This window comes from Streptomyces sp. NPDC012769 (assembly GCF_042901205.1).
In the GTDB taxonomy this organism is placed as follows: Bacteria; Actinomycetota; Actinomycetes; order Streptomycetales; family Streptomycetaceae; genus Streptomyces.
In genome coordinates, this window is record NZ_JBIBCP010000004.1 from 26,994 (window position 1) to 50,737 (window position 23,744).

At 73.4% G+C, this 23,744-nt stretch carries 19 protein-coding genes; 9 read left to right on the top strand and 10 right to left on the bottom strand.

Annotated features, from left to right (window positions below; genetic code table 11):
* Positions 1-98 precede the first annotated feature (98 nt).
* Positions 99-1,133 carry an ATP-binding cassette domain-containing protein gene (locus tag ACFY7C_RS21405; RefSeq protein WP_389652897.1) on the top strand — a complete coding sequence of 345 codons (1,035 nt, stop codon included), beginning with the start codon at positions 99-101 and terminating at the stop codon, positions 1,131-1,133.
* Positions 1,130-1,975 carry an ABC transporter permease gene (locus tag ACFY7C_RS21410; protein WP_389652900.1) on the top strand — a complete coding sequence of 282 codons (846 nt, stop codon included), beginning with the start codon at positions 1,130-1,132 and terminating at the stop codon, positions 1,973-1,975. Before ACFY7C_RS21405 ends, ACFY7C_RS21410 begins: the two co-directional genes overlap by 4 nt.
* On the opposite strand, the gene ACFY7C_RS21415 is transcribed toward ACFY7C_RS21410, so the two are convergent.
* From ACFY7C_RS21415 to ACFY7C_RS21430, 4 genes are all read right to left on the bottom strand, one after another.
* Positions 1,920-4,328: a protein kinase gene (locus ACFY7C_RS21415; RefSeq protein WP_389652902.1), complete on the bottom strand. Its 2,409-nt coding sequence runs from the start codon at positions 4,326-4,328 to the stop codon at positions 1,920-1,922. The genes ACFY7C_RS21410 and ACFY7C_RS21415 overlap by 56 nt on opposite strands.
* Positions 4,329-4,349: 21 nt before the next feature.
* Positions 4,350-6,773, bottom strand: a complete 2,424-nt coding sequence (locus ACFY7C_RS21420; protein WP_389652905.1) for a protein kinase — start codon at positions 6,771-6,773, stop codon at positions 4,350-4,352.
* A gap of 108 nt (positions 6,774-6,881) precedes the next feature.
* A complete protein-coding gene (gene greA / locus ACFY7C_RS21425) occupies positions 6,882-7,379 on the bottom strand; it encodes a transcription elongation factor GreA (protein ID WP_356692252.1) in 498 nt (165 codons plus the stop codon).
* A 200-nt stretch (positions 7,380-7,579) separates the two neighbouring features.
* Positions 7,580-7,981: a DUF4307 domain-containing protein gene (locus ACFY7C_RS21430; RefSeq protein ID WP_389652909.1), complete on the bottom strand. Its 402-nt coding sequence runs from the start codon at positions 7,979-7,981 to the stop codon at positions 7,580-7,582.
* Between the two features lie 97 nt (positions 7,982-8,078).
* On the opposite strand from ACFY7C_RS21430, the gene mca reads away from it, so the two are divergent.
* Positions 8,079-8,960, top strand: coding sequence for a mycothiol conjugate amidase Mca (gene mca / locus ACFY7C_RS21435; protein WP_389652911.1), 882 nt, complete (start codon positions 8,079-8,081; stop codon positions 8,958-8,960).
* A complete protein-coding gene (locus ACFY7C_RS21440; RefSeq protein ID WP_389652914.1) occupies positions 8,953-9,189 on the top strand; it encodes a hypothetical protein in 237 nt (78 codons plus the stop codon). Before mca ends, ACFY7C_RS21440 begins: the two co-directional genes overlap by 8 nt.
* An 85-nt stretch (positions 9,190-9,274) precedes the next feature.
* Here ACFY7C_RS21440 and ACFY7C_RS21445 read toward each other — a convergent pair whose 3' ends face one another.
* The gene (locus ACFY7C_RS21445; protein ID WP_389652917.1) at positions 9,275-12,469 is read right to left on the bottom strand and encodes a tetratricopeptide repeat protein; all 3,195 of its coding nucleotides are present in this window, start codon (positions 12,467-12,469) and stop codon (positions 9,275-9,277) included.
* 279 nt (positions 12,470-12,748) lie between these two features.
* On the opposite strand from ACFY7C_RS21445, the gene ACFY7C_RS21450 reads away from it, so the two are divergent.
* Together ACFY7C_RS21450 and ACFY7C_RS21455 are read left to right on the top strand one after the other, a co-directional pair.
* A complete protein-coding gene (locus ACFY7C_RS21450; RefSeq protein WP_345485985.1) occupies positions 12,749-13,141 on the top strand; it encodes a rodlin in 393 nt (130 codons plus the stop codon).
* Between the two features lie 146 nt (positions 13,142-13,287).
* Positions 13,288-15,315: a thioredoxin domain-containing protein gene (locus tag ACFY7C_RS21455; protein ID WP_389652920.1), complete on the top strand. Its 2,028-nt coding sequence runs from the start codon at positions 13,288-13,290 to the stop codon at positions 15,313-15,315.
* Between the two features lie 37 nt (positions 15,316-15,352).
* On the opposite strand, the gene ACFY7C_RS21460 is transcribed toward ACFY7C_RS21455, so the two are convergent.
* Complete coding sequence (locus ACFY7C_RS21460; RefSeq protein ID WP_389652924.1) at positions 15,353-16,345, bottom strand: LCP family protein; 993 nt, start codon at positions 16,343-16,345, stop codon at positions 15,353-15,355.
* Positions 16,346-16,558: 213 nt separating this feature from the next.
* Between ACFY7C_RS21460 and ACFY7C_RS21465 the strand changes: the two genes are divergently transcribed.
* Complete coding sequence (locus ACFY7C_RS21465; protein ID WP_389652927.1) at positions 16,559-16,762, top strand: hypothetical protein; 204 nt, start codon at positions 16,559-16,561, stop codon at positions 16,760-16,762.
* Positions 16,763-16,952: 190 nt separating this feature from the next.
* Positions 16,953-17,186 carry a chaplin gene (locus ACFY7C_RS21470; RefSeq protein ID WP_389652930.1) on the top strand — a complete coding sequence of 78 codons (234 nt, stop codon included), beginning with the start codon at positions 16,953-16,955 and terminating at the stop codon, positions 17,184-17,186.
* Positions 17,187-17,256: 70 nt separating this feature from the next.
* Here ACFY7C_RS21470 and ACFY7C_RS21475 read toward each other — a convergent pair whose 3' ends face one another.
* A complete protein-coding gene (locus ACFY7C_RS21475) occupies positions 17,257-18,543 on the bottom strand; it encodes an ATP-grasp domain-containing protein (protein WP_389652933.1) in 1,287 nt (428 codons plus the stop codon).
* Between the two features lie 368 nt (positions 18,544-18,911).
* Between ACFY7C_RS21475 and ACFY7C_RS21480 the strand changes: the two genes are divergently transcribed.
* Complete coding sequence (locus ACFY7C_RS21480) at positions 18,912-20,561, top strand: glycoside hydrolase family 26 protein (RefSeq protein WP_389652936.1); 1,650 nt, start codon at positions 18,912-18,914, stop codon at positions 20,559-20,561.
* A gap of 36 nt (positions 20,562-20,597) precedes the next feature.
* Here ACFY7C_RS21480 and ACFY7C_RS21485 read toward each other — a convergent pair whose 3' ends face one another.
* The 3 genes from ACFY7C_RS21485 to ACFY7C_RS21495 form a co-directional block, all read right to left on the bottom strand.
* Complete coding sequence (locus ACFY7C_RS21485; protein WP_389654442.1) at positions 20,598-21,731, bottom strand: GNAT family N-acetyltransferase; 1,134 nt, start codon at positions 21,729-21,731, stop codon at positions 20,598-20,600.
* 107 nt (positions 21,732-21,838) lie between these two features.
* Positions 21,839-22,492 carry a lipopolysaccharide biosynthesis protein gene (locus tag ACFY7C_RS21490; protein WP_389652939.1) on the bottom strand — a complete coding sequence of 218 codons (654 nt, stop codon included), beginning with the start codon at positions 22,490-22,492 and terminating at the stop codon, positions 21,839-21,841.
* Between the two features lie 10 nt (positions 22,493-22,502).
* On the bottom strand, positions 22,503-23,678 hold the full coding sequence (locus ACFY7C_RS21495) for a glycosyltransferase (RefSeq protein WP_389654444.1): 1,176 nt from the start codon (positions 23,676-23,678) through the stop codon (positions 22,503-22,505).
* Positions 23,679-23,744: the final 66 nt, after the last annotated feature.

The following is a 23,744-nucleotide window of genomic DNA, read 5'->3' on the forward strand; positions in this document are numbered from 1 at the left end:
CGAAAGCGCCGGGCGCGGTCTGTCCTGCGTACCTAGACTTGGACGGAAACGCCCGAAAACGACCACTCCTGTTCGCCCCATCATCTGGGAGACCCCATATGCCAGGCGCGATCCACGCCGAAGGTCTGGTGAAGACCTTCGGTGACGTACGAGCTCTGGACGGCGTGGACCTCGACGTCCCCGAGGGCACCGTCCTGGGCCTGCTCGGCCCGAACGGCGCGGGGAAGACCACCACCGTGCGCGTCCTCACCACGCTCCTGAAACCCGACAGCGGCAGGGCCGTGGTCGCGGGGACGGATGTGCTCAAGCACCCCAACGAGGTGCGGCGCTCCATCGGCCTGTCCGGCCAGTTCGCCGCCGTCGACGAGTATCTGACCGGTCGTGAGAACCTCCAGATGGTCGGCCGGCTCTACCAGATGAACGCGCGCAGCGCGAAGGCCCGTGCGGGCGAGCTGCTGGAGCGGTTCCACCTCGCCGACGCCGCCGACCGCCCCGCGAAGACCTACTCCGGCGGCATGCGCCGGCGCCTCGACCTGGCAGCCGCCCTCGTGGTCTCCCCGCCCGTCATGTTCATGGACGAGCCCACCACCGGCCTCGACCCCCGCAACCGCCAGGCCCTGTGGGAGGTCATCCAGGAACTGGTCGCGGGCGGCACGACCCTGCTGCTCACCACCCAGTATCTGGAGGAGGCCGACCACCTGGCCCACGACATCTGCGTCGTCGACCACGGCAAGGTCATCGCCCGCGGCACCTCCGACGAGCTCAAGGCCCAGACCGGCGGCGAGCGCGTCGAAGTCGTCGTCCACGAGCGCGGGATGATCCCGCCCGCCCGCGAGGTCCTCGCCCGCTACGGACTCGCCGGCATCGGCCACGGCGACATATCCGTGGAGGAGCACACCCGGAAGCTGACCGTGCCGGTCGCCGGTGGCGCGAAGCTCCTCGCCGAGGTCATCCGCGATCTCGACGCCGTCGGCGTCGAGATCGACGACATCGGACTGCGCCGCCCCACCCTCGACGACGTCTTCATCTCCCTCACCGGACACACCGCCGAGCGGTCCGACGACGACAACGACGGCTCCCCGCCCCAGGACGCCCGGGGCAGGCGCGCCAAGGCGAAGGAGGCCGCCAAGTGAGCGCACTGTCCGACACCGCCCCGCGGCCGAAGGCCCGCGGCGCGCTCGCCCAGTCGATCGCCGACTCGCTGGTCGTCACCAAACGCAATCTCATCCGGATGATGCGCATCCCCGAGATGATCATCTTCGGCCTGATCCAGCCGATCATGTTCGTGGTGCTCTTCAGCTACGTCTTCGGCGGCTCCATGCAGATCGGCGGCTCCACCTCGCCGGAGGTCTACCGCGAGTTCCTGATGGCCGGCATCTTCGCCCAGACCGTCACCTTCGCCACGGCCGGCGCGGGCGCGGGCATCGCCGACGACATGCACAAGGGCCTCATCGACCGCTTCCGCTCCCTCCCGATGGCCCGCGGCGCCGTCCTCACCGGCCGCACCCTCGCCGACCTCGTGCAGACCGCCCTGACCGTGGTGGTCCTGGTGATCGTCGCCCTGCTCGTCGGCTGGCGCGTCCACGAGGGCATCCCCAAGGCCCTCGGCGCCTTCGCCCTGCTCCTCCTCCTCGGCTACGCCTTCTCGTGGATCGGCGCCCTCATCGGCCTCTCGGTCCGCACCCCCGAGGCAGCCACCTCGGGCGGCCTCATCTGGCTCTTCCCGGTCACGTTCATCTCGAACGCGTTCGTGGACTCCAGCAAGCTGCCCTCCTGGCTGCAGCCCATCGCCGAGTGGAACCCGTTCAGCGCGACCGTCCAGGCCTGCCGCGAACTCTTCGGCAACCCGGGCGTCTCCCCGTCCGACGCCTGGCCGATGCAGCACCCGGTGTGGGCCTCGCTGCTCTGGTCGCTGCTGATCATCGTGGTGTTCCGGACGCTGGCGGTCCGGAAGTACCGGTCGGCGACGGTGTGAAGGGCAGGTAACCCGAGACGATCAGGCCGTCGGAGAAGGGCAGGAACACCGCCCCTCCGGCGGCCAGCGCCTCCGGAGAGGTCAGCGCGCTCTCCTCGACGCCGGCGGGAAGATCGGCCGTGAACACCTTCAGGTCCTCCGGCCGCTCCGGCGGCCCGGACACGGGGATGGCGGTCACCTGGTAGCGGCCGCCCGCCAGGACCCGGTCGCCCGCGAAGTAGACCCGGCTCAGGTCGTTGCGGTGGCTCATCGTCTCCGCCCGCCACCGCTCCCGCCCGCTCTCCAGGTCGTAGGCGACGACCTCGTACGCGGGCCGGCCGACCGCCACCACCACGGTGCCGGACGCGTTCACCGCCGGGCCGCCCATGATCCACTCACCGGCGCCCAGAGTGCGCTTCCGCTTGAGGGTCCGGGCGTCGAGCACGGGGAACCCGCTGTCCTGCGAGGCCGAGCAGAGCACGGACCCGCCGTGCAGGACCATGTCGCCGCACTGCACGTCGGCCGCCGCCCGGGCCGTCTCCTTGCCCGTCGCGGCATCGAGCGCGACCGGCGTGGCGACGTCGACCGGTACGTACACCCGGTCCGCGCCCGCGATCGGCTGCTCCGGGATGCCGTCGAGCTCGGTCCGCCACAGCTCCCTGCCCGAGCCCTTGCCGTCGAGCCGGACGGCCGTGACCAGCCCCTTGCCCGGGTCCACGAGGTGCAGATACGCGGAGTAGAGGACCCCGTCCCGCAGGTCGGAGCCCTTCACCGCCCACTCGGCCCCGGGCGCCGGGAGCTTCCCCCGCCGCACGCCGTCCTCGATCCCGTACGCCGTGATCCCGTCCGGCCCCGCCACATACGCGGTGTCGCCGACGACCGCCGGGTGACCGGCCGACGACAGCAGCCCCTCGCCGCCGAGCACCTCCCGGCCCGGCACCGACCACAGCAGGCCGCCGTCCGCAGCCCGAAGGCCCGTGGCCGCACCCCCGGCGCCCACGCACACGAGCACCCTGGGCGCGAGCGAACAGGACTCCAGGCCCTTGCCGACCTTCGCCGTCCACGGCGACCAGCCCGCCGGGCGGGACGCGCGGTCCGTGCCGGCCGACCCGAAGTCGCCGGTGTGGCCCGCGCCGCCGTACGGAAGGACCACCTGGCTCAGCGTCTTCGGCGCGGCCGGACCGGACGACGACGAGGAAGGACCGCCCGACGGGCCCTCGCCCACCGCACCACCACCGCCGTCCTGCCGGTTCAGCACCACCACGCCCGCCGTCGCCACGACCGCCGCCACCGCGACCGCCGCGGCCGCGATCCGCCCCCACGGCCGGCGCCGCGGCTCCGGCGCGACGAAAGAGCCGGACGGGCCGGACGGGCGTGGGCCCGCCGCCGTCGGCGAGTACGGCACCACCGGTCCCAGCGTCGGCAGATCCGCCACGCCCGCGCCCGACGCGGCCGCCTCGCCGACCCGCCGCGCCGCCTCCCCGTACTCCGCGACCAGCGACAGCACCCCGCCGGGCCACGGGAAGGCCTCCGCCGCCTCCCCGCCCGCCACACCGCCGCCGAGAAGCCCCACCAGCTCCGCCGCCGTCGGCCGCCGTGCCGGGTCGAGCCGCAGACAGCGCTCCACGGCCGGCCGCAACTCCTCGGGCACACCGGACAGTTCGGCCTCGGCCCGGCTGATGCGATAGACCACCGCCGCCATCTCGTCGTCCTGGAACGGCCCCCGACCGCTCGCCGCGAACGCCAGCACCGCCCCCAGACAGAAGACGTCGGACGCGGGCACCACCGCCCGGCTCCCCACCAGATGCTCCGGCGACATGAAGCCGGGCGAGCCGACGACCAGCCCCGTCGAGGTCAGCGCCGTCGCCTCGAAGGCCTGCGCGATGCCGAAGTCGATCAGCTTCGGGCCGGCGGTCCCCAGCAGCACGTTCGCCGGCTTCAGGTCCCGGTGCAGCACCCGCGCCCCGTGCACCGCGTCCAACGCCCGTGCCAGCGCGACCCCGAGCGCCCGCACCGCCGCGACCGGCAGCGCCCCGGACCGTACGACGGCCTCGGCGAGCGAGGGACCCGGCACGTACTCGGTCGCCAGCCACGGCGTCGGCGCGTCGGCGTCCGCGTCCACGAGCCGCGCCGCGTACGGCCCGCTCACCGCCCGCGCCGCCGTGATCTCGCGCCGGAACCGGGTCCGGAAGTCCCCGTCGACCTCCAGGTCCTCCCGCACGGTCTTCACGGCCACCATGCGGTACGGATCGGCGGTCGGCTCGTCCGCCCGGCAGGCCAGATGGACCTCGCCCATGCCGCCCGCGCCGATCCGGGCCAGCAGCCGGTAGGGGCCGACGAACCGCGGGGGTCCGGCGAGCAGTGCTTCCAGCACCGAAGTCGTCCTCTCAGGAGATCACTCGGGAAGTTCCACGGCGACGACCGCGCCCTTGTCGTACACGAGATAGGCGATCCCGCCGACCGGCAGCACCTCGGGCTGCCGGATCATCCTCGCGAAGAGGATCCCGTAGTCCGGATCGCGCTCGTCCTCCTCGGCACGCGGTCCGGGCGCGCCCGGCACCGGCGTCACCTTCAGCGCCCCCGGCCTGCCGTCCGGGCCCAGGCGCAGGGTGTAGAGGGCGGAGTAGTCGGCGTACACGACCCGGTCGCCCGCGAGCAGCGGCGTCGACAGCGCCTGGTCGAGGCCCGGGGGAGTGGTGTCCTTCAGGGGGTACGAGCCGAGCCGGGTGCCGTCCTTCGTCCCGTAGACCTTCAGTCCGTTGTCGAAGCCGACGACCGCCTCCGGGGTGATGACATCGGGGTGCAGCGTCCCGACCGGAGCGGGCACGCTCCCCTTGGTGGCGAGCGTGGCCGCGTCCAGCAGGTGCAGCCGCTGCTGCGCGCCGGCGACGTGCGGGGTGCTGACGCAGTACGCCGAGGAGCCGAGGACCTTGACCTCCTCGCAGTCCTGCGCCTCCGGGTCCACTTCGCCGAGGAGCGCGCCGCTCTTCCCGTCGTAGGCGAGGAGGCCGCGGTCGCTCAGCGCGTAGAGCCGTCCGGCGGCGTAGGCGACCGGCTCATAGGGGCGGTCGTCCGCGAAGTCGACCTCGTTGTTGGTGAGTTCCTTGGACCACAGCTTCCTGCCGTCGGCGAGGGCGTACGCGGTCATCCCGATCCGGTTGCGCTCGTACGACTCCGTGGCCTTCGCCGCCACGAAGACGGTGCCGTCACCGACGACCGGCCGGCTCCCCGTCCCCTGGCTGCCCGTCGCCGTCTTCTCCCAGCGGACCGTGCCGGTGCGGGCGTCGCGCACCTGGAGCTTCCCGCCGGCGGCGAGGACCACGGCCGAGTCGTGGACGGTGGGCCGGGCACTGTCGTCCGCGATCCACACCTGGCCGTGGTCGCTGATGTAGCTGAAGCCGCCGCGCTTGCCCTCGCCGAGGTTCGCCTCCCACAGCTTCTTCCCGCTCGCCGGGTCCAGCGCCTCGTACCAGCCGTCGGTCGTCCGGCACACCAGCGCCTTCTCGTTCGCCGAGCAGCCGAACGCCGGTGCCGTCAGCTTCGCCCGCCAGGGCTTCCAGCCGGCCGGCCGCTGGGCCGCGTGCTGCGGGACGACACCGGAGGCGTCGGCGAGGCCCCGGTCGTCCACGCCCGGGATCCGGGGCGCGGAGGGCGCGGGCGGTCCGGCGGTCACCGGTCGCTCCGGCTGCCCCTCGGGCCACAGCAGATACGCGCCGAGGCCGCCGCCGAGGACCGCGAGGGCCGTCGCGGCGGCGAGCAGGGCACGGCGGCGCTTGCGCGGCGGCGGCGCGGAGGCCGGGGTGGGCGGGGCCACGGGCGCGAGCGTCTCCGCCGCGTGCAGGCCCGGCGCACCCACGGGTGCCCGGGCCGACGGTGTTGACCCGGGCGCCGCGGCCGGCCGCGGCGGAAGCTCCACCAGCGGCCCGCCCGACGCGACGAGCTGGGCCAGCTCCGTCCCGTACGCGCCGATGTGGTCCCGCACGCCCTCCGGCCACGCCGGCGGCCGCCCGGTGTCGCCGCCGAGGAGCTCCACCAGCGCCTCTGGGGCCGGCCGGTCCGCCGGGGCCGGCGCCAGGCACGCGGTGACGACCGGGCGCAGTTCCTCCGGCACCCGCTCCAGGTCGGCCTCCGCCTGCGAGACGCGGTAGAGGACGGCCGCCACGGGCCCGTCGCCGAACGGGTCCTCGCCGGTCGCCGCGTAACAGAGCAGCGACCCCAGGCAGAAGACGTCGGACGCCCCGGTGACGTGCCGCGCGCCGGCGACGTGCTCGGGTGACATGAACGCGGGCGTGCCGACCATGAGACCGGTCGCCGTCATCGTGGTCGCCCCGCTCGCCCGGGCGATGCCGAAGTCGATCAGCCGGGGGCCGTCGGCGGCGAGCATGACGTTGCCGGGCTTCAGGTCGCGGTGCAGCACCCCGGCCCCGTGGAGGTCGGCGAGGGCCCGGGCGATCCGGGCGCCGAGGGCCCGGACGGTGGCGACGGGCAGCGGGCCGCCGCGGCGGACGGCCTGGGACAGGCTCGGGCCGGGCACGTACGCGGTGGCCAGCCAGGGCACCTCCGCGTCGGCGTCCCCGCCGACGGGCGCGGTGGCGTACGCGCTGCGCACCAGCCCGGCGACCTTGATCTCGCGGCGGAAGCGGTCACGGAAGGCGGGATCGCCGGCCAGGTCGCGCCGCACGGTCTTGACGGCGAAGAACGCCCCGGAGGCGTCGCGCCGCGCCAGGTACACCTCGCCCATGCCACCGGCGCCGAGCCGGGCGAGGACCTCGTACGGTCCGATCCGTCGTGGCGCGCCCTCGCGCAGCGGTCCCAGCATCTGCCCCGTCCCCCTCCTGCGGCCGACGCCTTGATCATTACATGAGCATGGCGAAGGGCCGGACCCCCTCGCGGGATCCGGCCCTGACGCGGAAGAGCGGCGGCTGCGTCAGCCGGTGTACGGCTTGGCGCTGAGGATCTTCACCATGGCCGTCTTGCCGTTCGGCAGCTCGTAGTCCGCCTCGTCGCCGACCGACTTGCCGATCACGCCGACGCCCAGGGGCGACTGCGGGGAGTAGGTCTCGATGTCGTCGCTCGCGTACTCGCGGGACGCGAGCAGGAACGTCAGCGTGTCGTCCTCGTCGCCGTCGAAGGCGATGGTCACGACCATGCCGGGACCGACCACACCGGTGTCCTCGGGGGCCTCGCCGACCTTGGCGTTCTGCAGGAGCTGCGTGAGCTGGCGGACCCGGAGCTCCTGCTTGCCCTGCTCCTCCTTGGCCGCGTGGTACCCGCCGTTCTCGCGCAGGTCGCCCTCCTCGCGCGCGGCGGCGATCTTGGCGGCGATCTCGGTACGCGCGGGACCAGACAGGTACTCAAGCTCGTCCTTGAGCTTGTTGTACGCCTCCTGGGTGAGCCAGGTGACGTTGTCGCTGGTCTGGGTCACAGGTGCTCCTCGTAGGTACTGGGAATACAAAGCTCGCCCTGCGCGAAAAGCGGGCACTCGGGAGTGCGCCTTCCGAACGGGCGAAACCACGAGCCTAACAATGAGTGGCGAAAAGCGGGAGGACATAAACCACAGAGTTCACGTCACCCCAGGTCACCGAGGTGACTCGCCGAGGCTCCACCCCGGCTCCCTACCCACCGCTACCGGGCCGTACACCCGATCAGCTCGGCGGTGGTGGCCCTCGCGGTGGTGCGGATCGCGTAGACCCGGTCGACCCGCCCGCCGGTCTCGTCGACCCGGACGTCCTTGCGGCCGACCTCGGCCCCGTCCTCGGAGCGCGAGCGGAGCGTGCAGACGCCCCGGGCGTCGGCGTCCTTGCGGATCTCCAGGTGCACCTGGACCTCGGAGTCGGAGACCACGTCGAACTTGATCATCTCGGCGCTGATCTTGTTGTCGACGACGTAGTACCAGCCGAACCAGCCCATCAGGGCGAGGAAGAGGGTGCCCAGCACGGCACCGGCGATCTTGAGCTTGCGGTCGGCGCGCTCGTCCGCGGAGCGCCCGTAGCGCCCCTCGGGCAGCTGCTCTCGCACCGCGCTCATGATCGATCCTCTCGCCGTCGGGGTTACGGAATTTTCCCTCCCCCGATTCCGTCACTATAGAGACCTCCCTAGGCGACGAATGACTGAGGATCGAGTCTTGACTGAGCAGCTGCGACTGATGGCCGTTCACGCCCACCCCGACGACGAGTCGAGCAAGGGCGCGGCGACGATGGCCAAGTACGTTTCCGAGGGGGTGGAGGTCCTGGTGGTGACCTGCACGGGCGGCGAGCGCGGCTCCATCCTCAACCCGAAGCTCCAGGGCGACCCCTACATCGAGGCGAACATCCACGAGGTCCGCCGCAAGGAGATGGACGAGGCCCGCGACATCCTCGGCGTCCGGCAGGAGTGGCTGGGCTTCGTCGACTCGGGCCTGCCCGAGGGCGACCCGCTGCCCCCGCTGCCCGAGGGCTGCTTCGCCCTGGAGGACGTGGACGCCGCCGCCGGCCGGCTGGTCCGCAAGATCCGCTCCTTCCGTCCCCAGGTCATCACGACCTACGACGAGAACGGCGGTTACCCGCACCCCGACCACATCATGACCCACAAGATCACGATGGTGGCCTTCGAGGGCGCGGCCGACACGGAGAAGTACCCGGAGGACGAGTTCGGCCCGGCCTTCCAGCCGCAGAAGCTGTACTACAACCAGGGCTTCAACCGCCCGCGCACCGAGGCCCTGCACCAGGCCCTCCTCGACCGGGGTCTGGAGTCGCCGTACGGGGACTGGCTGAAGCGCTGGGACGAGTTCTCGAAGAAGGAGCGGACGCTCACCACCTTCGTGCCCTGCGCGGAGTTCTTCGAGACCCGCGACAAGGCGCTGATCGCCCACCGCACCCAGATCGACCCCGACGGCGGCTGGTTCCGGGTCCCCATGGAGATCCAGAAGGAGGTCTGGCCCACCGAGGAGTACGAGCTCAGCAAGTCCCTCGTGGACACCTCCCTCCCCGAGAGCGACCTCTTCGCGGGCATCCGGGACAATGCCTAGCATGAGCGCACACCTGGCACTGACCCAGCTTGTCCCCTTCGCCGCCGAAGAACTGGACAAGAACAAGGTGACCCCCGGCGTCCTCGGGTTCGTCGTCTTCGCCGTTCTGGCGCTGGCCGTCTGGATGCTGATGAAGTCGATGAACCGCCACATGCACAAGATCGACTTCGTCGAGGCCCCGGACCCGGCCGCCGCGGCCCCGGCCGCGTCCGACAGCCCGAAGAAGTAACGGTCCGCCCTCGTACGGGCCCCGGCACGGCCGGGGCCCGTACGAGCGTTGCCGTACCAGCGCTGTCGCCGTACGACCGCGGTGGCTACGCCAGCGGCACCCCCATCACCTCCCGCGCCTGCCGGCCCGGCACCATGCCCAGGTCCCAGGCCTGCCAGCCGGCCTCCGGCGGGGTGCCGCGGTCCAGGACCAGGGCATAGGCCTCCGCGCAGTCCTCCAGACCCGGGTCGCGGGCGGGGTGCCGGTCCCCGCTCAGCGCGGCGAGCTCCTCGCGGGCCACGGCCGGATCCGACCGCAGCGTGCAGCGCAGGAAGCGGGCCCAGTCGGCGCCCCTGCGATCGCCGTACGACAGGAACAGCCGGGCCGCCTCCTCGCACAGCTCCACCGCCTGGCCGGTCCGGCCGTTGCCCGCGTCCACGATGGCCAGCTCCAGACAGGTCCACGCCTCGCCGTGCGCCACCCCGATGCGACGGAAGTCGGCGCGGGCGTCGGCCAGCAACTGGCGGGCGAAGCCGGAGTTGCGCAGGTTGCCGGTCTGCGCGGCCCGCTGGTCGCGGGTGACCCGCCCCGAATGGTGGCGGGCGCACGCAAGACCGTACTCGTCCCGCATCCGCGAGAACATCGTCCGGGCCCGCTCCAGCTCCCGTACCGCCTGGTCCCCCTCGCCCCGCTCCTCCAGCGCGTGCCCCAGGTAGTACAGCGTCCACGCCTCGCCCCGCGCGTCCTCCTGCTCCCGGTGCCTCGCCAGCGCCTGCCGCAGCCCCTCCACCGCCGGCTCCACGTCCCCGTCGACCAGCCGGGCCCGGGCCAGCTGGGTCAGCGCCCACGCCTCGCCGCGGCCGTCGTGCGTGCGTCCGTACCGCTCCAGGGCGAGCCGCAGCGCGTCCTCCGCCCGCGCCACCTCCCCCGTCCGCAACCGCACCTGGCCCAGCTGGAAGTGCGCCCACGCCTCGCCGTGCAGCGACTCGTGCTCCCGGTGCAGCGCCAGCGCCCGGTCGAGCAGCGTCAGGGCCTCCGCCAGACCGCCCCGGTCCCGCTCGACGGCCGCGAGCGCGTGCAGGGTCCAGGCCCGGTCGGCGGCCAGTGACTCCGGCTCCTGAAGCGCCAGGGCCTCCCGCAGCCGCGCCGCCGCCTCCGACAGTCGGCCCTGGTGGTGCAGGGTGATGCCCAGCGAGCACAGTGCCAGCGCGGCCCCCGCGTCCTGGTGCGCCTCCTGATAGAGCGACACCACCGAGGTCAGCGTCGTCCGCGCCTTGTCCAGCTCGCCGAGCTGCCGGGCCGCGATACCGGTCCGCCACCGCACCGAACGCGACAGCGGCCCCTGCCCCACCGAGGCCGTCAGCTCGTCGATCTCACCCAGCCGGTACAGGTCGCCCCGCAGCAGGCAGTAGTCGCACAGCGCGCCCAGCAGGTCGAGCACCGTCTGCTGGTCCACGCCCTCCGTGTGCCGCAGCGTCGCCGTGATGAAGCTGGACTCCTCGTCCAGCCAGCGCAGCGCCGCGTCCAGCGAACCGAAGCCGTGCCCGTCGAAGCGGGCAGCGCGGTTGACCCGTGTCGACATCTTGCCGTCGACCATCCGGATCACCGCGTCCGCCAGCTCCGCGTAAGCCCGGATCAGCCGCTCCTGCGCCGCCGCGATCTCCGCCGCGTCCTCCTCCTCGGCCAGCCGCGCCGCCGCGAACGCCCGCACCGCGTCATGCAGCCGGTACCGCCTCCCGCGCACGGGGACGAGCAGACCCGCCCGCGCCAGCTCCTCCAGGAGCCGCGCCCCCTCCGCGCCCGAACCGCCGAGCAGGGCCGCCGCGGCCGCCGCGCCCAGCGAGGCCCGGCCCGCCAGCGCCAGCCGGCGCAGCAGCCGCCGCCCGTCCTCGTCCAGCGCCGCGGCGTACCCCGCCGCGAGCGCCCGCTCCACCGGACCCGCGCCCGCGCCGCCCGCCTCGGCAAGGAGCCGCGCCACCTCGCCCGCCGGCCGACCGTCCAGCAGCGCGCCCGCCGCCCGCAGCGCCAGCGGCAGCCCGCCGCACAGCTCCCGGGCCCGCTCGAAGCCCTCCGCGTCGTACGGCCCCGAACCCGCCTTCCCGAGGAGCACCTCCTCGGAGCCCGCCGCGTCCAGCGCCGACACCGGCAGCACACGCACCGAGGCCGGCACGTCCGGCCCCAGGTCCAGCGGCTCCCGGCAGGTCACCAGGACCAGGCTGTCCGAGCGCTCCGGCAGCAGCGTCCGCACCTGCGCCGCGTCCACCGCGTCCTCCAGGACCACCGTCACCGGCAGCCCGGTCAGATGCCGCTGGTACAGCTCCGCGAGCCGCCGCACGTGCTGCTCCTCCGACGCCCGCTCACGGAACAGCAACTGCTCGCGCGGCGCCCCGAGCCGGTTGAGCAGATGCAGCAACGCCTCCCGCGTCGACAGCGGCCTGCCGTCGTCGGAGGCCGTCCGGCCGACCGCTCCCGAGCCCGGGGCCCCGCCCCGCAGATCCACCACGCACGCCCCGCGGAACTGGTCCCGCAGCGCGTGTGCCGCCCGCACCGCGAGGGCACTGCGCCCCGAACCGGGCGCGCCGGGCAGCATCACCACCGTCGGCCGGGTGGTCGTCGCCGCCCGGCCCGCCTGCACCCACCGGGTGATCCGCGCCAGCTCGTCCCGCCGCCCGGCGAAGGGGCCCACCGGCTCGGGCAGCTGGCCGAAGGACTGCTCCAGGGCCGCACGCCGCCGGGCCGCCGCGCTGCGGTCCGCGCCCCGCAACCGCTCGACCACCTTCCGCGGCGGCTGCCCCGCCGCGCCGAGCAGCACCCGCTGCTGCTCCAGGAACGGCCGCACGCCCCGCACCTCGAAGGCCGTCAGCCACCCCAGCCGCAACTGTTCCACCCCGCCGGGCCGGCCGGCCTCCCCGGCCCTGCGGTGCGCGGCGGCCCGACGGCCCGCGCCGATCTTCAGGGCGGTCGCCGCGGCACCGGCCGCCGCGACCACGGCACCCGCGCCGAGCGCCGTGCCCGACGCCGTACCCAGGGCCAGGTCGCCGCCGACCGCGGCGGCGGCCGCGACGGCCGTCACCAGGGCGGGGGTCGCCAGATCGGCCGCGGCCGGGCCGGCCTCCGCCGCCTCGACGGCCCGCAGATAGGCCGCGTACTCCTCGGCCGCCGACTCCGCCATGGTGTCCAGCGCCGTCCGGCCGCGCGACAGGAGCACCGCCGCGTCGACCCGGCCGCCCGACTGCCGGACCTCCTCCTCCACGGCCCGCTCCCACAGCCGCTCGGCCTCCGCCCGGTGGCTGTCCCGCATCCGCGTCCCCCTCCGCCGCAATCGAACAGTCCGGGCCCCAGTGTCCTGCGCGACGTCCGTCCGCGCGAGAGAGCGGAGGGACGGCCCAGCAGTCCCAAGGGATCCGCGGCGAAAGGGAACTGACCGAACGACAGCCCGTCGACCTCCCGTCCGATGGCGTTCATGTGCCGAATAGCGCGTCCGGGTGATGCCCCGGAACCAATCCTTCCCGGGGCAGTTGATCAGGGCGCTTCGGTCAACGGAGCAGTTCCGGGCCATCGAGCTCAAGAAGGAAGACTCGTGATCAAGAAGGTTCTTGCTACCGCTGCTGTTGCGGCCACCGTCGCCGGCATGTCCGCGACCACGGCGATGGCGGCCGGCAACGACGGCGGCAGCGCCAACATCATCGGCAACCAGTCGAAGCAGTCCATCGGCAGCAACTCCACCGGTGGTTACATGAGCCCGAACTTCGGTCTCGTGAACGGTGGCGTCCTGCACTGCTTCGACATCCAGAAGGTTCAGGCGCAGGTCCCGATCGGCGTCATCGCCATCCCGGTCGCCGTCCAGGACGTCCTCGGCAACCCGATGGCGAACCAGACCTGCACCCAGAACTCGGTGCAGCAGAAGGGCGACGACGCGCTGTCGCACATCCTGGGCGAGGTCCTCTCCCAGAACGGCAACGTGGGCGGCTGATCTCGGCATCCCCGTCGTTGAAGCGGCCCCGTTCCTCGCAGAGCCAGTGCGAGGAACGGGGCCGCTCCCCGTATCAGTGCCCCGCCCGCGCCCCCGCCACCCGTGGCGTACGGGCGGTCTTTCCCCGGGTGCGCAAGGATGGGGACATGCCGAACAGACTGGCCCATGAGACCTCCCCCTACCTCCTCCAGCACGCCGACAACCCCGTCGACTGGTGGCCCTGGTCGGCCGAGGCGTTCGAGGAGGCCCGGCGGCGTGACGTTCCGGTGCTGCTCAGCGTCGGCTACAGCTCGTGCCACTGGTGCCATGTGATGGCCCACGAGTCCTTCGAGGACGACACCACCGCGGCCCTGGTCAACGAGCACTTCGTCGCCGTCAAGGTCGACCGCGAGGAGCGCCCCGACGTCGACGCCGTCTACATGGAGGCCGTGCAGGCCGCCACCGGGCAGGGCGGCTGGCCCATGACCGTCTTCCTCACCCCGGACGCGGCGCCCTTCTACTTCGGCACCTACTTCCCGCCCGAGCCCCGGCACGGCATGCCGTCCTTCGCCGACGTGCTCGACGGGGTCGCCCGCGCCTGGGCCGAGCGCCGTGACGAGGTCGGCGAGGTCGCCGGGAAGATCGTCAAGGACCTCTCGGCCCGCAGCCTCGCCTTCGGCGGCGAGGGCGTCCCGGGCGAACCGGAGCTCGCCCAGGCCCTGCTCGGCCTCACCCGCGAGTACGACGCGGCCTCCGGCGGCTTCGGCGGCGCGCCCAAGTTCCCGCCGGCGATGGTGCTGGAGTTCCTGCTGCGCCACCACGCCCGTACGGGAGCCGAGGGCGCCCTCCAGATGGCCGCCCACACCTGCGAGGCGATGGCCCGCGGCGGCATCTACGACCAGCTCGGCGGCGGCTTCGCCCGCTACGCCGTGGACCGCGCCTGGGTCGTGCCGCACTTCGAGAAGATGCTGTACGACAACGCGCTGCTCTGCCGGGTGTACGCGCACCTGTGGCGGGCCACCGGCAGCGAGCTCGCGCGCCGGGTCGCGCTGGAGACCGCCGACTTCATGGTCCGCGAACTGCGCACCCCCGAGGGCGGCTTCGCCTCCGCGCTCGACGCGGACTCCGACGACGGGACCGGCCGTCACGTCGAGGGCGCCTACTACGTGTGGACGCCCGAGCAGCTGGCCGACGTGCTCGGCGAGGACGACGCCCGCTACGCCGCCCGGTACTTCGGCGTCACCGACGAGGGCACCTTCGAGCACGGCTCGTCCGTGCTCCAGCTCCCGCAGGACGCCGGACCCGCCGACGCCGCCCGGATCGCCTCCGTCAAGGAGCGGCTGCTCGCCGCCCGCGAGGAACGCGCCCGCCCCGGCCGAGACGACAAGATCGTCGCCGCCTGGAACGGGCTCGCCATCGCCGCCCTCGCCGAGACCGGAGCCCTGCTCGACCGCCCCGACCTGGTCGAGCGGGCCACCGAGGCCGCCGACCTGCTGGTCCGGCTGCACCTCGACGACGGCGCCCGCCTCACCCGTACCTCCAAGGACGGCCGCGCCGGAGCCAACGCCGGAGTCCTGGAGGACTACGCCGACGTCGCCGAGGGCTTCCTCGCGCTCGCGTCCGTCACCGGTGAGGGCGTGTGGCTGGAGTTCGCCGGCTTCCTCCTGGACATCGTCCTCGACCGCTTCACCGCCGAGGGCGGCGCGCTCTACGACACCGCCCACGACGCCGAGCGGCTCATCCGGCGCCCCCAGGACCCGACCGACAGCGCCGCCCCGTCCGGCTGGACCGCGGCCGCCGGCGCGCTCCTCACCTACGCGGCGCACACCGGTTCCGACGCGCACCGTGCGGCCGCCGAGCGCGCCCTCGGCGTGGTCAAGGCCCTCGGGCCGCGCGCCCCCCGGTTCATCGGCTGGGGCCTGGCCGTCTCCGAGGCCCTGCTCGACGGGCCGCGCGAGGTCGCGGTGGTCGGCGCCCCCGACGACGGTGGCTTCCAGGCCCTGCGCCGTACGGCCCTGCACGGCACGGCCCCCGGAGCGGTCCTCGCCACCGGAACGCCCGGCGGCGAGGAGTTCCCGCTCCTGAGGGACCGGCCGCTGGTCGACGGGGCGGCCGCCGCCTACGTCTGCCGGCACTTCGTCTGCGACGCGCCGACCACGGACCCGGCCGAGCTGGGCCGCAGACTGTCCCGCTGAGCCGCACCCGGACACGGTACGGAGGAAGGTGCCCTTCCTAGGCGCAGAGGAACGACGGGCCTCCCCTGGGCGTGTACTCGCCCAGGGGGGTCTCGCTCTGCGGCGTGGGGTCGGGATCCGGCAGCCGCCGGTCCGCGCGGAGTTCCGCGAAGACCTCGGCGGCGTACGGCACGTCCCACGAGACCGTCGCGCCGACGTTCGGGATCAGCGGATTGATGGTCTTGATCGGCACCGTGGCGAACTCGGTGTCCTCGGGGGTGAGACCGCGCAGTCGGCCCGCGAGCGTCAGGAGCTCCGGCGCGCTGATCCCGCGCTCGGTCTTCCCGCTGCCGCGCAGGGTCTCGGCGAACCAGCGCAGCCAGTCGGCGTCGTCCAGCAGCAGGGTGCGGACCTCGCGCAGCGTGTTCACCACGAACAGCTGCTGCTTCTTGATCCGTCCGAAGTCCGCCTGCCCGTCCGCCTTGCGCGAGCGGACGTACTGGAGCGCCTCGCCGCCGAGCACCCTGCGGGTGCCGGGCGCCAGGTCGAGCCCGGTGACGGGGTCCTTCAGGTGCTTCTCGGTGCAGATCGGGACGCCGTCGACGACGTCCACCGTGTCCATGAACCGGCGGAAGTCGATCTCCAGGTAGCGGTGGACGGGCAGCTCGGTCATCGACTCGACCATCTCGATGGCGAACGAAGGACCGCCCTCCTTCCAGGCGTTGTTGAGCTTCGCCTGGTGCGGCGCGTGCGTCTTCCCGGTGCGCCGGTCGACGTGCTCGGGGAACTCGGTGAGCGTGTCACGGGGCAGGCTCACCACGCTCACCCGGTCGTTCCCGGCCGAGACGTGGACCAGCATCATCACGTCCGTACAGCCGCAGTCCTTGTTGCCGAGCCTGTACTTCGTCCGCTCCGCGGCGGTGACGCCCGCCCGGGTGTCGATGCCGACGACCAGGATGTTGAGCCCCTTGTCCGGTGACGGCAGCGGGGCCGGGGCGGCGGCGAGCGCCCCCGCACCGAGGGCGGCCAGCGTCCCCGAGACGAGGAGCACGCGCGTCGGTCTGGAGGGTTTCGTGAGTCTGGAGAGTCTGGGGAGTTTCATGGCGGACACCACCGGTGCTCGGAACGTGCTCGGAAACGAAAGACGCCCGCACCGTAATTCGGTCGTGGTCGCACACAGGTACGCGACGCGACATGGACCGTTCGAATCACTCTCCTGCTGAGCCTGTGCCATGATGCAAAAACCTCAGCGGAAGGAGCGAATATGGCACCCGATCCCGGGAAATGGGAGCGGATGGCCTTCATTCCGAAGAGCCGATATGTGGCCGACCCGTCACCCGTCGATCGAGAACCGTTTCCCCTCTATTCGTCGCTGGCCCGCCAATGGGCCATGGCCGGGCGTACGGTGCCCGGCGAGCCCGACCGGGAGTGGGAACGCCTCACCCGCACGCCGATCTGGCCACGCTGACCGGAATGCGACGAGGCGCGTCAGCCGTCCGAGGCAATGGAGTGAACATATGCCGTCGGACGACGATGCGGTTTCCTTTTCGTGGCAGGGTCGTTGTGAACTGTGCAGCGGAAGGCGGGGGCACCACTCGTGCACCCGCACATCACGAAAGCCGTGAATTTTCTTCCGCCGCAGAAAGGATCCAGACGAAATGAAGTGCAAGAAGGCTGCGGTCGCCGTCGCCGGTCTGCTCATGGCCCTGGGTGCCGCCGCTCCCGCGATGGCCGACTCGCACGCCGAGGGTCTGGCCGTCGGCTCGCCGGGCGTTCTGTCGGGCAACGTGGTCCAGGCTCCGATCCACATTCCGATCAACGTCTGCGGCAACAGCGTGAACATCATCGGCGCGCTGAACCCGACGTGGGGCAACGTCTGCATCAACGCCTGACGTTCCGTCGTCCGCAGGACGGGCCGGCCCCGGGGAGTGTCCACCACGCTCCCCGGGGCCGGCCCCTTTCCTAGGCCGGCCGTTGTCGGCCGAGGCGGCAGGACCTCAGCAGGCGACGGAGCGTCAGGGCGCCTCCCCGGGCGGCGCGGGCGAGCCAGGACCGCAGCATCGCCAGCGCGGGACGCGGGTCGTCGGCGGCGAACCAGGCCGCCTCGCCCCCGCCCCGGCGCTCCGGCGCGTACCGGCGGCGCGGCGAGGTCAGCCAGGACAGCGCCGCGTAGTTCTCGACGACGAGGCGGCGGCCGTACGCGGGCAGGTGCGAGGGGACCCAGCGGCCGGTGAGGTCCAGGTGCATCGCCCGCACCACGTCCAGACCGTCCCGGTCGGCGAAGAGCCGGAACTGGGCTCCGGGCCGCGGGTTGAAGTCGAGCAGGTGGTAGGCGCCGGTCGTCGGATCGAACCGGAAGTCCAGATCGCACGCGCCCCGGTAGCCGAGCGCCGCGATCAGCTCCCGGGCGATGCCGTCGACCGCCGGGTTCGCGGTCCAGCGGCCCACCGCGGTCGGCCCGGCCCCGTCGGGCCAGGAGCGCTCCTTGCGGCCGGTGGCCCCGGTCGAGCAGCCGCCCGCGGAGTCCACGTACCCGTGGAAGAACCAGTCGAGGTCGCGCCCGGCCGGCAGCCGCTCCTGGAGCAGCAGCCGGCTGCCGGCCTGCGGGGTGCGCGCGTACAGCTCGCGGACCTCGGCGAGCGAGCCGACGACCGTGGTGCTCCGCAGTCCGCCGCCGACCGGAAGCAGCCAGGGGCGGCTCCACTTGGCGATCACCGGCAGTCCGAGCGACCAGGCCATGGCGGCGGCCTCGTCGGGGCTCGCGGGCAGCGCGGTACGGGGGTGGGGGAGGGACAGGACCCGGCAGGTCTCGGCGAGCTGGGCCTTGTCGGCGACGCGGGCGAGCTGCTCCGGTGACTGGTCGGGCTGCAGATAGCGCCCGGCGAGCTCGGGCCGGCACTCGGCGAGGAACAGGGCGGTGATGTCGTCGAGGGGCACGAGCACCGCCGGGGGTGACGGCCCGTCGCCCACCCCGCGACCACAGCCGGACCCCGGGAGCGGCTCGGCCAGCTCGGCGGCGATACGGAGCAGGAGGCGGGTGAGCTCGGCCGGGGAGGGCTCGGCGGGACGCGGATGGGCGCCGCGGAGGTAGCGGGAGCGGGCCACCGGACTGGCCGGCGACTCGACCACCGCGTGGACCGTGATCCCCGCCCGGCCCAAAGACCGCGCGGCGCCGAGCGTGCCGTGATGAAAGGGGTTCGGGTCGAGCCGCACAAGGACCGCGGGGACGCGGGTGTCAAAACTCGGCACGGCATGTCCTTCGGCTCGGGTGCCCCATTCGGGCGAGGAAGAATGCTCTAACGGGCGACGGAACAGATCCAAGCCGCGTTCTCGGTCGGCTCATTAGGAATACTTTCTGAACATCGGACTGACGACTCGTCATGCGATGTGAGAGAGAGGGAGCTGCCATGGACAACAGAAAGAGGAGAACGTCGAGGGCATGGCTGGGGGTGTTCACCGCCGGTCTCCTTGCGTCAGGTTCTGTCGTGTTGTCGTCACCCGCTCACGCGCACGACGGAGCTCAGACGCGGGCTCAATCCCCTGCTCCAGCAGGCGCCCGAACCAACGCGTCGGAATCCGTAACGACCCGAGGCCCCCAACCGACTCTGTCGAGCGCCATGGGGGCCTTTCTCGAATCCGGGCCGCTCGGGGTGGCCCGGATCAGCCAGCTCGAGCGATGGCTGGGCGGCCGGGAGCTGCGTGTCGGCCACACCTACCTGCCCGGCGACCTCTGGTCGAACATCGAGGGCCCGCCCGGCTTCCTGGACTCCTGGGCGGCCTGGCGCAACGAGCGGACCGACCGCCTGTTCGTCCTCAACGTGCCGATGCTGGAGCGCAACGAGGCCGGGGTCTCCGACTACGAGGTCCGCCGCCGGCTCCAGCTGGGCGCCGCCGGCTACTACGACCACCACTTCCGTACGCTCGCCCAGCGGCTCGTCGACCTGGGCGCCACGGACACGGTGCTCGTCCTCGGCTGGGAGATGAACGGGACGACGTACACCCACCGGTGCGCGCCGGACCCGACGGCCTGGAAGAAGTACTGGACGCGCATCGTGACCGCGATGCGTTCCGTGCCGGGCCAGGAGTTCCGGTTCGACTTCAACCCCAGCCGGGGCCGGGACGCCATTCCGTGGACGGAGTGCTATCCCGGTGACGACGTCGTCGACATCATCGGCATGGATTCCTACGACCAGCCGCCGGGGTCCCGTTTCGACGAGCACGTCCGCGAGCCGTACGGGCTGCAGGCGCAGGTCGATTTCGCGGCCGAGCACGGAAAGCAGATCTCCTATCCGGAATGGGGCCTGTTCCGGAACGGGGACAACCCCGAGTACATGCGGCGCATGCTCGACTGGATGAAGCAGCACAAGCCGCTGTACCACACGATCACGGATTACTGTCCGCACGGCGTCTGGCAGTGCGACGACAATCCGCAGTCCTCGCACGTCTTCCGTCAGATGCTGTACGGCCTGGAGCCGACGGAGCCGACGGAGCCGACGGAGCCGACGGAGCCGACGGAGCCGACGGAGCCGACGGAGCCGACCGAGCCGACGGAGCCGACCGAGCCCACGGAGCCGACCGAGCCCGATGAGCCCGACGAGCCCACGGAGCCTGGCGACCCGACCTTCCCCGACCCGCCGGACCCGACGTTCCCGGACCCGACGTTCCCCGACCCGCCGGACCCGACGTTCCCGGACCCGCCGGACCCGACGTTCCCCGAGCCGAAGCCTGAGCCGAAGCCCGAGCCCGAGCCGAAGCCCGAGAAGCCGGAACCCAAGCCCGAGCCGAAGCCTGAGCCGAAGCCTGAGCCGAAGCCCGAGAAGCCTGAGCCGAAGCCCGAGAAGCCTGAGCCGAAGCCTGAGCCCAAGCCCGAGCCGAAGCCCGAGAAGCCTGAGCCCAAGCCCGAGCCGAAGCCCGAGAAGCCGGAACCCAAGCCCGAGCCGAAGCCTGAGCCCAAGCCGGAGCCGAAGCCCGAGAATCCGGAACCCAAGCCGGAGCCGAAGCCGGAGCCGAAGCCCGAGAAGCCGGAACCCAAGCCCGAGCCGAAGCCTGAGCCCAAGCCCGAGCCCAAGCCGGAACCGAAGCCCGAGCCGAAGCCCGAGCCCGCCTGTTGGACCGTCAACCTCGGTTCGTGGGTCGAGAGCTGGATCGGCGGTCCGATCTGCGTCCCGACCGACTCCTGGAAGGACACCGTCAAGGACACGACCAGCTGGAAGAACGACCTGGACCTCGACCTGAAGGGCACGTTGCAGGGGGTCTGGCCCTTCTGACCCGCCGGTGACGGCCCCCCACGGCGGCGGAGGAACTCATCCTCCGCCGCCGTTCGCCGTCGGGCGGCGGCCCGACAGCCGGCCGAGGACCCGCCCCAGCCACTCCCGCTCCCGCGCCTGCCCGGCCACCCAGCGTCGCCCGGCCACCGCGCCCGCCCGCGCCCACAGCAGCGGGGCCGCGGCGGCCCCCGCCAGCATGAGCCGCTGGTTGGCGACCGTCTCGGGGCGCCAGTGGTGCTTGTACGGCTCGGTGCCCCGCAACAGGCTCAGCGTGGCGAGCCCGCCCGCGTCGGCCCCGCGCGCCCCGTGCCGCAGCAGCATCGCCGCCACGTCCGCCTTGCGGGCCCGCAGCACCGGATCGGCCCCGTACAGATAGCCGCCGGCCAGCCACCGCGACATCAGGGTGAGGTCCACGCACACCACGGCGCCGTCGAGGCGGAACTCGGTGACCCGCGCGTCCCCGGACTCGACCATCGACCGCACCGCCCGCTTCAGGTGCCGCGCGAACCGCTCGCTGGTGTGCTCGGCGGTCACGCCCCGGCCCTTCCACTGGAGCTGGTGGAGCTCCAGGAGCCGTTCGAGGGCGGCAGGCACCTCGGGCCCGGACACGACGTGCTCGTCGATGCCGAGCGCGTCCAGTTTCCGCAGCTGCGCCCGCGCCCGCTGGGCCCGCTTCGACGGCATCCGCTCCAGGAGCTGTTCCACCGGAACGCCCGGCAGCTCCAGACACAGCGAGTCCGCGAGCCGCCGCCGGGGCCCGCGCCACAGCTCGTAGACCCGCTCCGCCGCGGCCCCGGGACGTACCTCGCGCAGATCGAGCACCGCGCCGCGCGCCATGCGCGCGAGCGCGCCGGCCAGCGCGGGCACCGCCTCCGGGCAGTCGTCGTCGAGCAGCACGTCCGTGAAGTCGGTGAGGGAGCCGCCGAGCGGGGTGAGCACCGGCAGCGGGCCGGCCGCCCGCATCAGCGGCGCCGCCGCGACCAGCGTGCCGTCGGCCCGCCGCACCAGGACCACGCGCAGGGCGCCCGGCCGGCCGTACGAGAGCCACCAGGAATGCAGCCACGCGTGCGACTGGAACGGCGTCGCCGCCGCGCAGCGGCCGTACAGCGCCGTCCACGCGGGGCCGAGCCGGCCGAACTCCGCGCCGTCCCGGCAGATCTCGGTGCGCAGCCCGCCGACCGCCCCGGCGACGGACCGGCCCGGCGAGGCGACGCGGAGCCCGGCGCGCAGTCCGCTCCGGATCCCGGTGCGCGGCTCGGCGGACACCGGTCCGCCGGTCACACCGCCTCCGGTTCCGGCTGCTGCGAGGCCATCGACGGCCCCGGCACCGGGGCCGTGCCCTGCCGCGAGTGCCGGGCCTCGGCCCGGGCCGGCCGCTTCGGCCGGACCAGCAGCACAAGACCGCCGAGCAGCCCGCCCGCACAGGCGCCGACGAGCGCCGACAGGGACGCGGACGGCGACACCGGTTCGACCGGCTTGGTCGCCCGCGAGAACGGGACGACCTTCACCCCCGTGTTCCCGGCGGCGTGCGTGCTGTTGGTGACCAGCGCGCGGGCCACCCCGTCGGCCATCGACACCGCGGTCGACGGCTTCGCCGACCGCGCGGTGATCGAGATCATCGGCGCGTCCGGCGAGGTCGAGGCCTGTACGCCGGCGCGCAGCGTGTCCGCCGAGACACCCGCCCACACCTGGGCGTCACCGGTCACCGCGATGTCCGTGGCGACCCGCCCGTACGCCTGGGCGAAGCCGAGCGCCGCGGCCGGGTCCGACTTCTCGCCGGGCACGACGATGACATAGCTGGTCGCCGCGTACTGCGGGGTCTTCACGGCGCCGTAGCCGCCGCCGAGGGCCGCGCCGGCGAGCACGGCGGCCGGCAGCACCATCCAGCGGGCGGGGGTGAGGAGGGGGAGACGTGGCGGGGTCGTGGTCATGGTGCAGCTCTCACTTCACGGGAAGGTGGGTCGCGGGAGGACGGGGCACGGGAACGTGGGGGCCGTGGACGGCCCGCCGGTAGAGGGACAGCAACCGCCGGGCGCTGTGCGCGATGTCGTAGCGGCGGACGGCCTCGGGCGGCGGCAGCCGGTCCGGCCGGGCGTCCCGTGCCGCGCGCAGCGCGTGCAGCGCGCCGATCAGCTCGGGCACGGACGGCCCGATCCGGCGCGCGCCCGGAGCCGTGTCCGGCGGCAGGTCGTCGATCGCCGGGCAGGCCGCGTACAGCGCCGGCAGGCCCGCCGCCAGCGCCTCGACGACCGCGAGACCGAAGGTCTCGTCGGGTGAGGTGGACACGAAGACGTCCATCGCGGCCAGCAGCGACGGCAGATCGAGGCGCCCGCCCGCCGGGTGCGCCGGCGGATCCGGGAACGCGCCCGGGAGCAGCACCCGGCCCGCGGCCCCGCACTCCTCGGCGAGCCGGAGCAGCTCCGCCCGCCGGTCGCCCTCGCCGACGAGCAGCAGCCGCGCCTCCGGGACCGCCGCCACCGCCCGGACGAGCCGGTCGAACCGCTTGCCGGCCGCGAGCCGCCCCACCCCGCCGACCACGAACGCGTCGGCGGGCAGGCCGAGCACCGCTCTTGTCATCGCGCGGGCGCGCGGGTCGAAGGCGAAGCGGTCCGTCTCGATGCCGTTCGGCACGACGTGGATACGGGACGGGGCCACGCCCCAGCCGGCGAGCCGGCGGGCCACGCTCGGCGAGACGGCGACCGTGGCGGTGCCGAGGCGTTCGGTCGCCAGATACAGGGCCCGCGTCCCGGCCGTCAGCGGCCGGCCCTCGATCTGGACGTCGCCCAGGGAGTGCTCGGTCGCGATGACCGACCGCACCCCCGCGAGCCGGGCCGCGGGTCTGCCGTACACACACGCCCGGTACAGGTGCGTGTGCACGAGGTCGTAACCGCCCTGCCGGATCAGCCGGGTGAGCCGGGGCAGCGCGCCCACGTCGCGGTTGCCGGTCATGCCGAGGTGGACGACCGGGGTGCCGTCCGCCTCGATGCCCTCGGCGACCGCGCCCGGATTGGTGAGGGTCACCACCCTGCTGTGGACCGGGAGGTGACGCAGCAGCAGCCGCAGCTGCTGCTCGGCGCCGCCGATCCCCAGCCCCGTGATCACGTGCAGGACCCTCAGCTCCGGCCCGTCGTCCGCCGCCGTGCCGTCCGCCGCCGTGCCGTCCGTCGCCGTCGCGTCCGTCGT

Coding starts and splice junctions, on each gene's coding strand:
- ACFY7C_RS21430 (WP_389652909.1), bottom strand. CDS start 7,981: ATGAGCGCGGTGCGAGAGCAGCTGCCCGAGGGGCGCTACGGGCGCTCC.
- ACFY7C_RS21470 (WP_389652930.1), top strand. CDS start 16,953: ATGAAGTGCAAGAAGGCTGCGGTCGCCGTCGCCGGTCTGCTCATGGCC.
- ACFY7C_RS21480 (WP_389652936.1), top strand. CDS start 18,912: ATGGGGGCCTTTCTCGAATCCGGGCCGCTCGGGGTGGCCCGGATCAGC.
- ACFY7C_RS21440 (WP_389652914.1), top strand. CDS start 8,953: ATGCCTAGCATGAGCGCACACCTGGCACTGACCCAGCTTGTCCCCTTC.
- ACFY7C_RS21455 (WP_389652920.1), top strand. CDS start 13,288: ATGCCGAACAGACTGGCCCATGAGACCTCCCCCTACCTCCTCCAGCAC.
- ACFY7C_RS21490 (WP_389652939.1), bottom strand. CDS start 22,492: ATGACCACGACCCCGCCACGTCTCCCCCTCCTCACCCCCGCCCGCTGG.
- ACFY7C_RS21420 (WP_389652905.1), bottom strand. CDS start 6,773: ATGCTGGGACCGCTGCGCGAGGGCGCGCCACGACGGATCGGACCGTAC.
- ACFY7C_RS21405 (WP_389652897.1), top strand. CDS start 99: ATGCCAGGCGCGATCCACGCCGAAGGTCTGGTGAAGACCTTCGGTGAC.
- ACFY7C_RS21445 (WP_389652917.1), bottom strand. CDS start 12,469: ATGCGGGACAGCCACCGGGCGGAGGCCGAGCGGCTGTGGGAGCGGGCC.
- ACFY7C_RS21465 (WP_389652927.1), top strand. CDS start 16,559: ATGGCACCCGATCCCGGGAAATGGGAGCGGATGGCCTTCATTCCGAAG.